This window comes from Acidovorax delafieldii, assembly GCF_007993815.1.
Taxonomy (GTDB): Bacteria; Pseudomonadota; Gammaproteobacteria; order Burkholderiales; family Burkholderiaceae_C; genus Acidovorax; species Acidovorax delafieldii.
This window is the reverse complement of record NZ_VJWE01000018.1, coordinates 77,826-92,348: the sequence shown is the minus strand read 5'-3', so window position 1 is coordinate 92,348 and position 14,523 is coordinate 77,826. Positions and strand designations below refer to the sequence as shown.

The window sequence follows — 14,523 nt, the reverse complement described above, 5'->3', positions numbered from 1 at the left end:
GAACCACAACATAAAGGGGACCAGGCCCCAGCCCAGTCCCCTTTCACAGGGGCCTGTCCGAGTTTCCGTGTGTGAGGCTCACTGAGCCTTCACCGATTTGGCGAAGGTGAATGAATATCTTACGTGCTCGATTTCGTGAACCGGTCCTCGTAGAGGATCGCAAATTGGTTCATTGCTGACTTCCAGTTGTTGGCAGCCCGCCCCCAGTCTTCGGTGATGTTGCGCAGTGCCAGCCAGATCAGCTTGGTGGCTGCATCGTCGCTGGGGAAGTGCCCTCGGGTTTTGATGATCTTGCGCAGCCTCGCATTCACGCTCTCAATCGCGTTGGTCGTGTAGATCACGCGGCGCACCTCGGGCGGGAAGGCAAAGAACGGTATGACCTTGTCCCAGACCCTGCGCCAGGCGCCCACGACAGTGGGGAACTTCTGGCCCCAGGGCCCGGCTTCAAACGCAGTCAGCTCGGCCTCAGCGGCCTCGGCGCTCACCGCCGTGTAGATCGGCTTGATGGCCGTGGCCAGGCTCTTGCGGTCCTTCCATGACGCAAAGTCCAGGCTGCCCCGGATCAGATGCACGATGCAGGTCTGCAGCGTCGTGGCCGGGAACACTGCGCCCAGCGCCTCTGGCATGCCCTTGAGCCCGTCGGTGACGGCGATCAGGATGTCATGGACTCCGCGCGTCTTCAGGTCGTTGAAGACCTTCATCCAGAACTTGGCTCCTTCGGTGTTTTCGATCCAGATGCCCAGGATGTCGCGGCTGCCATCGGGTAGTACGCCCAGGGCCAGGTAAACGGCCTTGGAGCGAACCACGGCTTCCTCGCGGATCTTGACCCGCAGCGCGTCAAAGAACACGACCGGGTACATCGACTCCAGCGGGCGACTCTGCCAGGCCGTGACCTCGCTCATCACGGCGTCAGTGACGCTGCTGATGAGGTCGGGCGAGACGTCCACCGAGTACATCTCGGAAAGAAAGCCCTGGATCTCGCGCACCGTCATGCCGCGCGCGTACATGGCGATGATCTTGTCATCAAAGCCCGTAAAGCGGCGCTCATGCTTGCCAATGAGTTGCGGCTCGAAGGTGCCCTCGCGATCGCGGGGGACGTCGATGCGCAAAGCGCCGACATCGGTGAGAACGGTCTTGGCGCTCTTGCCATTGCGGTGATTGGTGGTAGCCCCTTCGGGTTTGGCCTGACCGGGCGCGTAGCCCAGGTGGTGACTCATCTCGGCGCCCAGTGCGCGCTCCAATACGGCCTTCTTGAACTGCTGGAAGATGCCCTCAAGCTCGGCTGGCGTCACCGGCCCGGGGATCAGTTGCTCAAGCGCTGCGGCTGAGAATTGCGGCTGCGCCGCCTTGTCCGCTGCTGCGGTTGTCTTCGTCTTGCGTGGCATTCATGCTCCTTGTTGACATGCTATGCCTCACACACAAAACATCTGACAGGCTCTTTCACAGTGGTGGCCAACGCCACATTCGCCAGGCTTCACCCCAGCCTGCACAACTCCATGTTCACCTTGACGAGCTCCGACTCGTGAACCCACCCGAGGGTCGAGTCCGGACCGAACTCCTTGTCATTGACTCCCATCAACTGCACCCACTCCTGAAACCGTCCCACCACCCGCAAGGTGAACCCTTTCATCAGGATCATCTTGGGCTTGGTGTCCTCGTGCGGTACAGCCGTGTCATACACACGCGTGCCCACAAACACCGTACGGTTCTTCACCTCCTTGCTCAGTGGCCGTACGCAGGCTGATGTCTGTGGCTGCGGTGACTGCGCCCATGCGCCTTGCACCAGCACCGCACACAAAAGGCCGACTGCCAACCGTAGGGGAGGGCGGCTGACTCTCCGAAAGTGCCCAGAGAGCGCTTCCAGTCCAAGACCTTGTACTTGGTTATTCCTCACTGCCTTCATCGCGTATCTCCTTTCTGCGCGTCCTCAGCGCCCATGTTTCTGCACACACTCGACCAAAGCCTTCACAAAATCCGCCTGCAGGGTCTGCAGCGGAATCCCACCCCGGCTCTCCGCAAACTCATCCAGGTTCTTGAGGTCGTAGCGCTCGCCCATCTTGTCCACCGCGCACTGACAGGTCTTCTTGCTGTTACCCCCATCGGTACAGCCCTTGACCATCATCCGTTCGGTCTTGGAGCCAGAACACCCGGCCAAAGCCAGTGCGGCACCCAAGGTGACAGCTGTGATTGCACTCCTGGGCCCACGGACCCTGCTTTGCAGACCCACTAGCCTCGTCCCCGTCATTCCCAATCGCATAACCCCTCCTTGTGTCAAAAAAGCGCCTACCCGGTCTCCCAGGCGCGCTCGTCGTTTTGCCTACCCGCTCAAAGCCCCTCACCGCTTGCCACTATTGGCCATCCCAATCAGCAGCCAAAGCACGATCACTCCCAGCCCAAACCAGAAGCCCAGCGAGGCAAAGAACAGATAGACCATCAACCCACCCAGAATCAGCTGAGCCAAGAAAGCCATGGCACTCGCTCCTTGCTGGTTCTCAACTGGCCATCACAAACGCCACCATGGCCACGATCAGCAAGCCCCCAATGAACTTGCCCAGACCCGGCAAGACCACCACCGGCCACACCAGCCCCTGACCCAGGTGGTACGCAAAACTCCGGTAGGGCTCATCCCCCCAGTTGTTCGCATACACCGCATACAGCAGCCCGATCAAGAAATACCCCACCAACACCCAACGACCCCAAGAAACCCGCTTCATGGCAATTCCTCCTAAAGTTGAAGCACTAAAAAATCCCCATTCCTACATGGAGGAGCTTCATAAGTGAAGCAAACTCCGTAGATGCAAAGAAGGCAAAACCGCATCCTCCTGCGGTGTCTGCCAAACCCACGCCCCCGACCCATCTGCCCGACTCGGGCAATGTGCGCGAAGTCCTCGCGTACTGGATTCGGCTACTGCGTGTAGAAAAAGGTTGGTCCCAAGAGCGTCTTGCCCACGAATGCGAACTCGACCGCACCTACGTCTCTGCCGTAGAGCGCTGCCGCTGGAACATCGCCCTGGCCAACATCGAGCGCCTGGCGCAGGCCCTGGGGGTAGAGCCCTGGACCCTGCTCAAACCCCCATAGCAAGCGATCAAGCCAGCGCGCAAGGCCGTCCGAAAGACCCCCGCCAAGGTTTGATCCTGCGGACAAGAGATAGGAGCCCAGCCCCTTCATTGCGAAGTCACCGGCTTCCCATCCTGCGTGAGCGCCCCCCGCTGGTAGACAAACTCCACCAGCTTCTGAGCCGCCTTGCGCTGCTCTTCCTCTGGCTCGAACGGCCCGGCAAACCCCAGCATCCGGATGGACAGCCTGGGAGCCTGATTGGGCTTCTCCTCGACTACCGCAAACACCCGGTCCGAGCAGGACCCAAACTTCGGAGACACCTGTACCCCCTGCGCAGACACCACCAGCATCTGGAACAGGGCAGGGCAGGCGGTCCCCGATCCGCTTTGGAGCAACAGCACATCCTCTGCACCCACCGGGGCATTACGCACGATGCTCACAGGCTCTTCCTGAGCGGGTAGAACAGTCTGCCCGTTCAAAACAACCGAAGAATCCCCTTCCTGCACAGCCACCACCCCAAACCGGGTCTTGACCTGCTTCTCAGGCTCCTCGAGCGCCGACTCCACCCGGGCAGGGCCTGCATCGATCATCCCCAGCCAAGCCGACGGAGACACACTGAACCCCAGTTCAGTCAACACCTTCGTGGCTGGTGCCTGGCTATCCAGTGGTCTGGCCCGTACCCCCTCCACCAGACACGGCATGTTCTGCACACACTGCGACAAAAGCCGCAGTCCCAGAGCACTCTTTGGATCGAACACAAACGCCACGAGATCCCCCGTCTCCGGGCTGACCTCGAACACCGCCCCCTGCTCACCCCGGCGATCCAGCACCCCTGCGATCTCCAGGAACCCGGAAACCGTCTGCACCGGCAACTCCGGCGCCTCGGCCTCCTTGCGTTGGCAACCGGCCAGCACGCCTGCCACACCCAGCGCCACCAACGAACCCGCCACCAGGCTGCGCGTAAGCCGCAAGCTTCCTCTCATGGATTGCATAAAACTCCCTCTCTGTTGGTAAATGATATGTGATGCAAATGCATCAATTGAACGCCAACCAAAGACCATCGGTTGACCGATTGCTGAACGGGCAGGGATGGGGAAGTGGCTGCGAGATCTTTGCCGCAGCTCAGCCGCTACCGTGTGAGATGTTCCATATGGAGCGAGAACATCCCTGCCCGTGACCAGCTCCCCCCGTGGACCTGCACAAACTCCGTTGCCTTGGTACGATCCCAAGCGCACGGAACGAAACCCCCCACCAAGAACAGATCCCCTGAGTGAAGAACCTGAGCGCCTCCATCTCGATGAACCCGTCCACCGCCAGGAACTGCTGCGGCTACTGCCGGGCCACCAGCTACCACCGCGTGCTCGCACGCGATGACGCCGGAGTCATGCGCTACACCGAAGCCCTGCGTTGCACCGGTTGCGGCCGGGAATACGCCAACCTGCAGGTATGGCGCCAGGGCGACACCCAAGACGCCACGACTCCCCCCGTTGCAACTGCCAACTGAGCATTCCTGGGCTCCGGTTCGCGTAGAGTGCTTCCTGTGCCTAAAAGGTCCTCCTTGGACCCAATCACAACACCCCAGCACTCACTCCCAACGCACCCTCATGTCCAGCTACGCAGAACTCCTCGCCCAGAAAACACTTCTCGACGAACAAATCGCCAACGCCAAGAAGGCCGAGTCCGAACAGGCCCTCCAAACCGTCCTGCAACTCGTTCAGGAATTCGGCTTCACCGCCCAGCAAGTCTTCCCTTGGAAGCCCCAGCCCAAGAAGGTCGCTGCCAAGTACCGGGACCCCGACACCGGTGCCACCTGGTCCGGCCGAGGTAAGCCGCCCCAGTGGATTGCAGGCAAGGACCGCACGCCCTTTGTGATTGCCTGATCGGCATCGCAAGAGAGCCAGGCAATGCGCAGACACTGCCTGACATCCCGCAAGATCACCGGGCGCCCTGGGCCTTGCCGGGAGACAGCGCGATCGCCGAGAGGACGATCCCGCAGTCCAGGTTGCCCTCCAACGTACGCGCCGACCACACGCTACGACACTCCGCCACCCGTACAGCCGCCTCGTGGAATGGATAGGCCCCCGGAACCAGACACTGGTTGTGCCCCAATCCCCACCCGGGATGCACTTGGGTATTCAGGATCAGAAGCCCTGCGGCCCCCGTGCACACTGCATTGCCTGATCCATCGCCCACCGGACTCCAAGGTCCCTCCACCCCCACTACCAACATCCATTGAGGAGGAGGGCAGGGCCTGCGAGGAACGCCCCGCAACTCCCTGGCAATCGACTGCCATAGCAACAGCACCAGGCCACCCCGGTGAACCATGTCGTGACACAACGCCAGCAAGTCCGAAGGCGCCTGCTCCCAGACGAGCTGAGCATGAAACCCCGGCAGAAGCTGCTGCGCATGGCGCAACACCCCGGCCGCTCTGGTCACCGTGGGTACTGCCACCCGCTGGCCAGTGAGCAAGGCCACCGCCTGCTGCAGTACCACTGCCCCCGTGCGATGGGGTGGTGCTCGATGCCTCACCAGGATCCCGGGAAGGACCTTGGCACATGGTTCTGCATCTGGACCGTATCGATAACACGGCACCGTTTCCATCACCAGTCCCATCGCATAGCGCCGAACCAGCCCTTCAGGTGCCCGCATGGGAAGCCCCTGGATCACCTGTTGCGGTGGCACGCACGCCCATTGCCTCCTGCTTGCGATGTAGCTTGCCGCGCAGCGAGATCGGCGCAGGTGCTTGCTCTGCTCCACCATCGCTATCTCCATCCGCACCCGCATCTGGATAGAACTCCTCGACGACCTCTACACCTTCCTCTTCCGACTCCTCGAACTCACCCAGCGCCAAACCCTGCCGCGCCGCTTCATCCAGTGCTGCCTGATCCAGCCCCAACGCCGCCTGCTGCTCCCGCTCCTGCCGTGCCAAAGCGACGACCTGGGCCAGGCTGCTTCCCGCTCTCAGCGTCAGATCCACGTAGTAGATCGGCGTGCGGTGCGACAGCGTCGTGGACTTGCCCCGCAACCGGAGCTCCAGAGGCAACCCGGCTAGCAGGCCACCCGACACCGCAAACAGATACCGCAGCCGAGCTGAGAGGGTCCGGATGCTGTTGAACCCGGTGGTCCTGAACACAAAGCTGCCCAACTCGTCGCCAGCCATACCCTCCATACCTGCTTCGATACTCCCCTCTGCTTCCACCCGCACATGCAGCCGACCATACGGCTTGCAGTTCCCATCCTGGGCGAGCGGACACACCGCAGGCGAAGGGCAGGGCAGGGACTGCATTCCCGACATGGTCACTCGTTTGCAGCTCTCCCCATCCCCTATACACAGAGGCCTTCCGGTGGCCCGGTCAAACATCGTGTAGTTCGCCCTGAGGCTCAGGCTCGGATCGTCAAACAGCAACCGCACCGGAATGCTGCGCAGCTTGGCCCCTGGATCCTTGCGCAACTGGGCATCCACCGGATGGGGAACCCACCCCTCCTTGTTCTGAACCTGGCTGGTCAGCGTGAACTCATCGTCCTTCTCGGGAAGACGTCGTCCCGCCTTCTCGACTACCCGTCCAATTGCAATGCGCCCGATCACGGGCGGTGTCAAAGCCAAACCTTTGAGCATGTGAATCTCCTTGTTGATTGTGAAAACACTCCCCAAAACACAACGGGCCTCACCGTCACCGATGAAGCCCGTCTGGGGATGCCTGAATGAATTGAAATGAATGAAGCTGTTGGTGCAGATGGCCAAGATGTCTTCGATAGCCCACTTCAGGTCTGCACCAAGAACCTCCGACTCCCAGGTTTGGGCACTGTGTAGGCCTTCACGATCTCCGGCTGCTCCTTGGCCAGCCGCGCCGTATCGAGCTGCGTCCCATCCCGGCTGCGTTTGAAGCTGACCTCCCCGTTCTCAAACACCGCCCGGCTCGAATCCCCCATGCGCTGCTGAATGGTTTGCTTAAGTTGTGCTTCCAGAGCCGTGTTGGTCGCCAACACCTCCCGCACCGCCAACAGGTCAGAAAACACCGCTCCCATCACCAGGTCATGTTTGAGGTTCAGGGTGAAGCCGGTGTCCCGGGGATAGAGCGCCCGCAAAGCCCGGTCTGCCGAATCCGACCCATCGGCAGGCGGCGCCTGGCCCCGCTCCACATAGCCCCAGAACTCCCGCTCCAGGGTAATGAGCTGGGTGATCAACTCCTCATCCCGCTCGATCCGGAAAATCTGCAGCTCCTGCCCCCCGAGCAGCACAGCCACGTCTGCAGCCTGTTTGCCCGTCACGGCCAACTGGTGCTGCACCTGCAACTGCACATACTCCGGCACCCCATCCCGCCAGAGCCAGGCGCCTTGAATGCCTGCGGTCTTGCATTCCAGCAACTGGACATCGGGTGCCCCAAGGACCTCCCGGTCGATGTTGGCCAACATCCATGGGTGCTCGGGATGCTGCAACACCGCATTGATACGCCGCACCCGATTGCCTGTGCGGCGGGTGTAGTGCGCCGCCACGATGGGCTCCAGGAGAGATCCCCAGTACATCGGACTCAGATCATCCGCACCCCCATCCCCTGGTGGGGCGGTGGGAGCACGACCGGTCTTCTCCATCCACAGTTCCAGCTGCGACTGGTAGGGGTTGAGCCCCACGGCCGCTGCCGCATCTGAACTGCCGATACCACCCTTGCGCACCTGCAACCACTGATCGCGATCCAGGTCTTGGGTCTTGACCAGCCGAAGGGCAGGGCGGGGTTTGGTGGAGGAAGTTCCCACCGGTGAAACAACAGGTTGAACCATGCTGACTCCTTGAATGTGAAATGAATGAAAGCCGTCTCGCACGTCACTCCTCACACCCCATAAAGCAAAAAGCCCCGGTTCTCAAAGGAGCCGGGGCCTATGCCGCGTGGAAATAGTGAAGCGATAGCAGAGAAGGCTACCCAGACGAAGAAGAACTCTCTCTGTAAAAAACCTCGCCCCGAACTCACGACGCCAACTGCAACGCCTGCTCCAGTGCCCGCTGCTTGAGGGTCGCCCCCTGGCCAAACCAGGCACTGTCCAGCCTGTACTCCTGACTGCGCGCCCGGCGCTCGTGGTCTACGAACTCGGTGACGGCGCAGAGCAGGCCCCAGGCCGTGCCCTTCGCAGCAGCCAACTCCGCGCCCCGGCCCTGTCCCTCGTACATGGCCTGCACCTTCTTGAGCGCGCGTTCATTGGTCAGACCTGCCGACGCATCCGCATGCCCATCGGTCTGGCACAGCACCTTGAGGAAGTAGTTCATGGACTCATGGCTCTTGACCTTGCGCTCGGACAGGGTCTTCATCCTGTACATGAAACCGTCCCATTGCGAGACCGCAATGCCCAACTGCTTCTTGACCGCCTGCGCATCAAAGCTGGTGCTGTGGGGCACCTTGATCGCACTCGATGTTCCGGACAGGGCAATAGACAGCGTGTTGTTGCAGACCACCCGAACGGTAGTCGGTGTGGCCGTGGTGGCCAGCGTCCCATCGCAGGAAGTGGCCAGCAGCAGATAGCCATTGACCACATCGTTGCCCTTGAGCGCCGAGGACTTGCCGGTACGGGCCAGGGCCCAGAACTTGCGCCCGGCCTTCAGAACCCCGGCGGTCTCCAGTTCATAACCAGAGACTTCCGTCAGATCCCGATAGAACTCCAGCACCTGCTTGGGCTGCACCACCTGGTAGCGGGCACTGACCACCGAGAGAGGGGCCTTGGTATCGCTGCGGTACAGCACCTTCTGATCGGGGAACTCCATGGGTTCGCCATAGAGGTCTGAAACGGAAGATGACGTACCGGCTGCAGAAGCAGATTCCGTGGCCATGTAGCGCACCGGGGTCTCACGGATGGTCCAGTCCATGCCCGCTTCACGGGCCCAGACATCGATGGGTTGTTTGGCGGGCAGTTGCTGACCCAGGTTGTGCCAAGGGGTCTCACCGACATAGGCCATGGTTTGAACGAGATGTGCCATTGAAATACTCCTTGTGAAATTGAAGAAAGAGATAGAAGAGAAAGAAACACCCACCCACGGCTGCGCCACTGCGGACTCCGAAGAGCGCACAGCAAGGGCACGGAACCAGGGGAGGGGGGTGAGAGAGGAAGAGAGAAAGGACGCGCGGGGCCGAGGAGTCAGCAGGACGAGTACCGTCCATGCACCTCAGTCGCGTGGAGGGCTAAAGGTATGTCCGCACTCCAGGCAGCGGTAGTTGGCGAGGCAGTTCTGATCGACGGCTTCACCGATCTTGCTGCCGACTTCGCAACCGATTGCGCCGCCCACCAGGCCACCGAGGGCGGCACCGGCGAGACCGCCAAGGACGGACCCTGCAGGACCGGCGAATGCGCCGAAAGTAGCGCCCAGTCGGGCGCCGCGCAGTGCACTCGCTGCACCGCTGGCAGCGCCTGCGAGAGCACCGACGGCACAACCGGTATTGCGACCGAGGTCGCGGGATTCCAATCGTGGGGATTGGCATTGGGGACAGGTGAGCATGGAAATCTCCTTGAAAGAACATGCGGGTTGAAGAACCAGGGAACCGAGACAGAAAGACCAACCGGCAGCACCAAAGCAAAAGCCCCGGGTGCGTGAACACACGGGGCTGAAGAGGGCCGGTAGACCGGAGAGCAGACCAGCAGAAAGACAGCAAACTCCGACCATGACGGCATAAAGCCCGGCAGCTCGAGATGAGCGTGCCGGGCTTTATGGGCGTTGTGCGACTGCCAAGGGGCAGACGTTGGTCAGGTCACAGGGGTGATATGTGACTGAAGAAATTTAGGATCGAAGGAAAGGAGATCTCCTCAGGCCCAAATGCGGCCTTCCAAGGACTCTGCCAAAAGGAGTCAAGCCACGAAGGGCTGCGACTGGGCGTTTGATGAAGGTACCTCTTTGGTGCAAACGCATTGCCGCACGGAACGCACGATGGAGATGGTCTGCAAGGACCGTTCCTTATCGCGGACGGCAAAGCAATGGCGGCCGTACTTGCCCTGGATCACGCGGATCTGTGCATCAGATGCTGGATGCTGAGGGGTTTGCTGGGCGCTCTGAATCAGGCGCCTGATCTCGTGCTGATCGGGATCAGAGATCGATTGGCCAGGCTGATGGCGGTGCAGGATCTCTCGGTAGAAGAGGCTGGCTTTGTTGATGCTGGGAAAGTCTTGGCCGTCGATATGGACGGGGATTCTGGATGGCATGGGAACTCCACGGGTCGCGGGGACCGTTGTCATTGAACAAGCGGAGTGGCCCCGGTCTACTGTGAACCACTCACAGTATTGGGGCTAACATGCTGAGAGAAGTGATCGGATTGCATTGAGCACGTTGTTCTTAACGGTCGCTCGTAATTCCTTCACTGATTCTTAAGAATTCGACGAATAGCACCAGAACCCTAGAAATGAAAAGCAGCTTTACGGTAGACGCAGCGGAAAAGATGTCGGCAGTAACTGTCGAAGAGGCTGCAAGTTTTCTTGACATTGACCCGTCAAAATTCATCGATGAGGCGATCCGCTTCGATATTTGGATCTACATCGAAGTGCCTATTGGTGCCCCACTGGCGGCAACTTATCTCAATTCCTCAAGGCGTGCGTTAGATGCGTTCAAACACGATGATTTTGGTGCTCTGGCGACCGAAGATGGAAATTTCTCTGGGTACAGTTTGAATTATTACGGCGCCGCTTTTCAGTTGCGTGTCGGATCTGAAGTCCTGAGGGCAATAAAGCAATCCGGAGTGTCATGGCAACAGCGTTTCTGGGATTTCAGGCGCTCTGCTCCAGCACCTGAGTTTCATTCAGATTTCAAGAGCGTTGAGGATGAGGCTCGATGGAGAGATCCTACCTATGAGGCCACTGGTTGCTTCATTAGTCCGATCATTCGTCTGGATGAAAAATATTCGCTCGATTTTTATGTCATTAAAAAATCACATCTTCTGGTTTCGGGTCCCGATCTAGCGAGGTGGATGGGGTATGCTGGTTACGATTCAACCGGCCGGTACCCTCGCTTCCCCAGAGATCGCCATAATTTCTTGACAAAGAGCGGGAGTAAATCACCAACGTCTCAACAACAGGAAGAAGCGAACCGACGGATTTCATTTGACGAGCCATGGGCGCAGCAGGTTATCCAATTAGTCGATGAACTGCTAAATTTGCTTTATCAAAAGAAAACTGCTTCGATATCGCACTTTACAGTGGATCGTGGAGCTGGCCTTCGAGAGTTGGTCAAGGTGTACTGCGGTTTTATGGTGCGTTATCCGAAAGGACCAAGAACTTTTGAGCGTTTTGACGAATATTTATTCAAGGAGAGATGCTTCTCTGCAATGGAGTTTTCCGCAAATTACAAACACAAGTTATTTCATGTGTTGATTGCAAAAAGTGTATTTGCCGAAGGAAATAGAAAAAGGCTCGGGACCCATCTGGCTCGAACGAGGATAATGAAGCAGCTTGATGATTTGCAGGTGAGCAAAGGTCTGCTTATCATTATTTCCGTGGCTGCGGAATATATTGGTCAGGACTCCCCTGTTAGTGCCTCGGTGCTAGATAAGAGCTTTATAGATCTCGGCATCTCAGCGAACAACATGCCGGTCATTAAAAAAATACTTGCGCTTCATGATGCGACAACCGGGCCTAAACCAACCAAAGCAGGTAAGCAATTCTTTGTTCCATAGGTGAAGGGCCGAAAGGTGCAAGTCGATTTAGCTCGGCTTCGCGCACCAATCGCGCCCAATGTTCTCGATGGGGGCCGAGCGTGGTTTCGGGAGTAGACGAGGTAGTGCGCACTGACTCAACCAACCTCGTTTTTGAGTGTGTCTCTTGGGCTTTCGGCTCTCACTGACTCGGACTCGGGCTCAAACGGTACCTGCTTCAGTCAATTGTTGGCTTCTCCTCCGGCAAAGTCTTCTCCGGGTGCGTTGATCCTTGTTCCCAAGCAGAGTTGGGGAGTGGCGTTCCGAGAAGCGCTTCTCTCCGTTCGTTAGGTAAGGCTCCAACGTCCTGTCGCGACAAGTGGCGACAAGGTTCGGTTATGGGGGCATCAATTGCGCCCTTGGCGCTCTCACGCGCAGAGCGCTCCTGTGTCTGCTGCTGAGACACGGCTAGATCTTTGCGCTGGCGCCTCTCATCATTGGCGCGTTCGCAAACACAGTGCAGTCGGCGCTTTTGGTTGCAAAGCGATAGCCATTGCGACAAAGGTTTGCTCTATGACCTTCGCTTGGGCTAGCGATCCGTGTCATTCACTGGCATTTCTCACACACCACTGCAATCGATGCACTCCCATCAAGTGCCCAGTGCAGGCACCTCTATCGACTGCCTCTAGGGCCATTGTGAGCGCGCTTCGACTGCGCTGCCTCCTGTCGTAGGTGGTCAAAACAGCTGTTTTAAAGCTATTCAGCAATAGGCTTCTGCACGCGCAAATTGCGCCCAAAAAGAGGCCCTGAATTCGAAATCGTGAAGCTGTGCCACAAAAAATTGCCCCATTTTTCTGCGTTTTTATAAAAAGTGAGTGACAACTTCTATTGTTTTCGCGTGAGAAAGCAATAGAACCCAAGAAATCAAAAAAGGAAAGTTCAGTCTTCCCAACACGGAAGACACCATGAACCACTCTCCTGCTTTTGAAGGCACGCTCATTGACCGCAAGACGGTCCAGCAACTGACGCACAAGTGCCCAGCTTCCATCCACAACGCGCTCAATGCGAAAGGCCCGTACTTCGATCCCGACTTCCCACGGCCGATCAAGTTGGGAATGGGCAGGGGCAACTACTGGATCGAGGAGGAAGTCCGGGTTTGGCTGGCAAAGCAGGTTGCTTTGTCGCGACAGCCGGTCAGAAAAGGAGGTGCCCACAGCTAGCTTCTTTTTTCTACTCAACCAGCGGGGGGACAAAAGTCCCCCATCGATAGACCCACACAGAGACAACAAATGTTTTTTATTCCACCCAAGTCAGAGCACACGAAGGCTTATCCATTCGGTGCCTTCGCTAACCAAGAATTGAACGAAATCTTTAACGATGTCATGGACATGACCCAAGCGCCTGCGCCGCTCATCGGCAGCGCAATGATGGCCGTCATGGCGTCAGTGACACAAGCCCAGGTCGACGTGGAAGGACTGACCGGTGAGGCAACACCCTGTAGCCTGATCGTGGCAGTAGTTGCGGACAAAGGAGAGCGCAAGACCACGGTCACGAAGATCTTGATGAAGAAGATCGAGGAGACCAACCATGAAGCCTAAAAGCCCGGAACAAGCAGCTTGGGCGGCCGAATGCAAGCGCCTCCTGAAAAAGATCACTAAGACCTCTTGTGACGAAAAGGCCAAGCTGCTTCAGGAGCAGTACCGATTACATGTCGGATTACGCCCCAAGCCATTTATGCCAGGTCTTCGCGAATTTGGCGATACGACCACAGCCGCCTTTTTGGAGGGGCTTGCATCATCTGGTGGCACCGCTATCGTCATGGCCGACGAGGGGGGGACTGTTACCGGCGGTCAAACGCTCGCACACCTTGCCGTGTGGAATAAGACGTGGGATGGAACCACCTTAAACCATGATCGATTGAGTAGCGGATCCATCGTTGTCGAAAACCCAAGGGTTGTGGTCTTTCTCGCGATTCAACCGGAGCCGTTCCGGCGCTTCTTTGAGAAGAATCACTACATGGCGCGCGAATCGGGATTTGCTTGCAGAGGCGTGTGGGCTTATGTGGAGAGCACGCAAGGATACCGAGGAGTGGGGGGGCATAGTCCCAACAGGTCTCACTCGGCAGTCAGGCGATTTCAGCGTCTTAGACATGAGGGTGAAACCCGCAGCAATGAGATTCTTCGGGACCCTGATGTGACTCGACGGCTTCTTCGACTGACAGCCGGGGCTACTCGTCTGCGGCAACAGTTTGCCGCTGAAATGGAGTTGAGTCTGCGTCCGGACGGCGCTTATGCGGATGTTCGTGATCAGGCATCGAAGGCAGTCGAGATTGCAACCCGAATGGCCGGTGTGATGCATTGTTTCTTTCAGCTCGATGGTGACATCGACGAGGGCACGATGCACGATGCAATCTCTCTCATGCGATGGCACTTGGAGGAGTACAAGCGACTCTTTGGTGAGCCGAACCAGTACTCGCATGCGTTTGAGGACGCAATTAAGCTTCAGAACTTTCTGGTGGAGCAAATCAATGCGCACGGCTGGTTTCGGATGAGCAGTTTTCCAAGGAGTCAACTCCGTACTTATGGGCCGAATGCATCGCGCTTGCCAAAGCGCTTTGACGCAGCCATCGACTATTTGGTGCGCCAGGGTGCCTTGACTGAAGAGCGCGTTAAGGGCGGCGCCCGTATCCAATTGGTGCGGGAGTACTTCAGGCCCTTGGTCCATTCATTTTCCATGGCGCAGCACGAACCTCAAATCTCCAGTTTGCCGAATGGCCTTGGCTTCCAGCAACCTGGCCAGCTTGGGCCGTTCACGGGCTACCGGCCGTCGTTTTAAGTCACCGTGAATCTTGCCGCGGATCGGTGGCGG

Annotated in this window: 16 protein-coding genes and 1 pseudogene; 7 read left to right on the top strand and 10 right to left on the bottom strand. The window is 58.4% G+C overall.

The features are described from left to right. Positions 1-119: 119 nt before the first annotated feature. The 5 genes from ATF69_RS21280 to ATF69_RS21265 form a co-directional block, all read right to left on the bottom strand. On the bottom strand, positions 120-1,385 hold the full coding sequence (locus ATF69_RS21280; protein WP_146872197.1) for an IS256 family transposase: 1,266 nt from the start codon (positions 1,383-1,385) through the stop codon (positions 120-122). An 89-nt stretch (positions 1,386-1,474) separates the two neighbouring features. Then, the gene (locus ATF69_RS21275) at positions 1,475-1,714 is read right to left on the bottom strand and encodes a hypothetical protein (protein WP_146872196.1); all 240 of its coding nucleotides are present in this window, start codon (positions 1,712-1,714) and stop codon (positions 1,475-1,477) included. 213 nt (positions 1,715-1,927) lie between these two features. Beyond that, positions 1,928-2,173 (bottom strand): hypothetical protein, encoded by a 246-nt coding sequence (locus tag ATF69_RS21270; protein ID WP_146872195.1) that lies wholly within the window; start codon positions 2,171-2,173, stop codon positions 1,928-1,930. A gap of 162 nt (positions 2,174-2,335) precedes the next feature. Beyond that, a complete protein-coding gene (locus ATF69_RS23445) occupies positions 2,336-2,470 on the bottom strand; it encodes a hypothetical protein (RefSeq protein ID WP_280179011.1) in 135 nt (44 codons plus the stop codon). A gap of 22 nt (positions 2,471-2,492) precedes the next feature. Further along, positions 2,493-2,714 (bottom strand): hypothetical protein, encoded by a 222-nt coding sequence (locus ATF69_RS21265; RefSeq protein WP_146872194.1) that lies wholly within the window; start codon positions 2,712-2,714, stop codon positions 2,493-2,495. Between the two features lie 113 nt (positions 2,715-2,827). Here ATF69_RS21265 and ATF69_RS21260 point away from each other — a divergent pair, with 113 nt between their 5' ends. Further along, entirely contained in the window at positions 2,828-3,079 is a 252-nt protein-coding gene (locus ATF69_RS21260) for a helix-turn-helix domain-containing protein (RefSeq protein ID WP_146872193.1), read from the top strand. Positions 3,080-3,165: 86 nt separating this feature from the next. Here the strand turns inward: ATF69_RS21260 and ATF69_RS21255 are convergent, their stop codons facing one another. After that, positions 3,166-4,050: a hypothetical protein gene (locus ATF69_RS21255; protein ID WP_146872192.1), complete on the bottom strand. Its 885-nt coding sequence runs from the start codon at positions 4,048-4,050 to the stop codon at positions 3,166-3,168. Positions 4,051-4,328: 278 nt separating this feature from the next. Between ATF69_RS21255 and ATF69_RS21250 the strand changes: the two genes are divergently transcribed. Beyond that, positions 4,329-4,562, top strand: a complete 234-nt coding sequence (locus tag ATF69_RS21250; RefSeq protein WP_124511455.1) for a hypothetical protein — start codon at positions 4,329-4,331, stop codon at positions 4,560-4,562. Positions 4,563-4,662: 100 nt separating this feature from the next. After that, positions 4,663-4,938 (top strand): H-NS histone family protein, encoded by a 276-nt coding sequence (locus tag ATF69_RS21245; RefSeq protein ID WP_146872191.1) that lies wholly within the window; start codon positions 4,663-4,665, stop codon positions 4,936-4,938. Positions 4,939-5,693: 755 nt separating this feature from the next. Here the strand turns inward: ATF69_RS21245 and ATF69_RS21240 are convergent. From ATF69_RS21240 to ATF69_RS21230, 3 genes are all read right to left on the bottom strand, one after another. Beyond that, a complete protein-coding gene (locus ATF69_RS21240) occupies positions 5,694-6,674 on the bottom strand; it encodes a recombination directionality factor (RefSeq protein ID WP_146872286.1) in 981 nt (326 codons plus the stop codon). A 146-nt stretch (positions 6,675-6,820) separates the two neighbouring features. Then, complete coding sequence (locus tag ATF69_RS21235; RefSeq protein WP_146872190.1) at positions 6,821-7,834, bottom strand: YqaJ viral recombinase family nuclease; 1,014 nt, start codon at positions 7,832-7,834, stop codon at positions 6,821-6,823. A gap of 184 nt (positions 7,835-8,018) precedes the next feature. Next, a complete protein-coding gene (locus ATF69_RS21230; protein ID WP_146872189.1) occupies positions 8,019-9,020 on the bottom strand; it encodes a DUF932 domain-containing protein in 1,002 nt (333 codons plus the stop codon). Between the two features lie 210 nt (positions 9,021-9,230). On the opposite strand from ATF69_RS21230, the gene ATF69_RS23115 reads away from it, so the two are divergent. Further along, positions 9,231-9,632, top strand: a complete 402-nt coding sequence (locus ATF69_RS23115) for a hypothetical protein (protein ID WP_158641501.1) — start codon at positions 9,231-9,233, stop codon at positions 9,630-9,632. A 251-nt stretch (positions 9,633-9,883) separates the two neighbouring features. Here the strand turns inward: ATF69_RS23115 and ATF69_RS21220 are convergent, their stop codons facing one another. Beyond that, the gene (locus ATF69_RS21220) at positions 9,884-10,234 is read right to left on the bottom strand and encodes a hypothetical protein (protein ID WP_146872187.1); all 351 of its coding nucleotides are present in this window, start codon (positions 10,232-10,234) and stop codon (positions 9,884-9,886) included. Between the two features lie 197 nt (positions 10,235-10,431). Here ATF69_RS21220 and ATF69_RS21215 point away from each other — a divergent pair, with 197 nt between their 5' ends. The 3 genes and pseudogenes from ATF69_RS21215 to ATF69_RS21200 all read left to right on the top strand — a co-directional run bounded on the left by ATF69_RS21215 (position 10,432) and on the right by ATF69_RS21200 (position 14,490). After that, positions 10,432-11,697 (top strand): hypothetical protein, encoded by a 1,266-nt coding sequence (locus tag ATF69_RS21215; protein WP_146872186.1) that lies wholly within the window; start codon positions 10,432-10,434, stop codon positions 11,695-11,697. A 923-nt stretch (positions 11,698-12,620) separates the two neighbouring features. Continuing rightward, complete coding sequence (locus ATF69_RS21210) at positions 12,621-12,875, top strand: helix-turn-helix transcriptional regulator (RefSeq protein WP_146872185.1); 255 nt, start codon at positions 12,621-12,623, stop codon at positions 12,873-12,875. Between the two features lie 69 nt (positions 12,876-12,944). Continuing rightward, positions 12,945-14,490, top strand: a pseudogene (locus ATF69_RS21200) (YfjI family protein). The last annotated feature ends 33 nt before the right edge of the window (positions 14,491-14,523 follow it).

Bases quoted from the DNA above. Each gene is read 5' to 3' on its own strand.
- ATF69_RS21280 (WP_146872197.1), bottom strand. From the start codon at position 1,385: ATGCCACGCAAGACGAAGACAACCGCAGCAGCGGACAAGGCGGCGCAG.
- ATF69_RS23445 (WP_280179011.1), bottom strand. From the start codon at position 2,470: ATGGCTTTCTTGGCTCAGCTGATTCTGGGTGGGTTGATGGTCTATCTG.
- ATF69_RS21265 (WP_146872194.1), bottom strand. From the start codon at position 2,714: ATGAAGCGGGTTTCTTGGGGTCGTTGGGTGTTGGTGGGGTATTTCTTG.
- ATF69_RS21255 (WP_146872192.1), bottom strand. From the start codon at position 4,050: ATGCAATCCATGAGAGGAAGCTTGCGGCTTACGCGCAGCCTGGTGGCG.
- ATF69_RS21245 (WP_146872191.1), top strand. From the start codon at position 4,663: ATGTCCAGCTACGCAGAACTCCTCGCCCAGAAAACACTTCTCGACGAA.
- ATF69_RS21240 (WP_146872286.1), bottom strand. From the start codon at position 6,674: ATGCTCAAAGGTTTGGCTTTGACACCGCCCGTGATCGGGCGCATTGCA.
- ATF69_RS21235 (WP_146872190.1), bottom strand. From the start codon at position 7,834: ATGGTTCAACCTGTTGTTTCACCGGTGGGAACTTCCTCCACCAAACCC.
- ATF69_RS21230 (WP_146872189.1), bottom strand. From the start codon at position 9,020: ATGGCACATCTCGTTCAAACCATGGCCTATGTCGGTGAGACCCCTTGG.
- ATF69_RS23115 (WP_158641501.1), top strand. From the start codon at position 9,231: ATGTCCGCACTCCAGGCAGCGGTAGTTGGCGAGGCAGTTCTGATCGAC.
- ATF69_RS21220 (WP_146872187.1), bottom strand. From the start codon at position 10,234: ATGCCATCCAGAATCCCCGTCCATATCGACGGCCAAGACTTTCCCAGC.
- ATF69_RS21215 (WP_146872186.1), top strand. From the start codon at position 10,432: ATGAAAAGCAGCTTTACGGTAGACGCAGCGGAAAAGATGTCGGCAGTA.
- ATF69_RS21210 (WP_146872185.1), top strand. From the start codon at position 12,621: ATGAACCACTCTCCTGCTTTTGAAGGCACGCTCATTGACCGCAAGACG.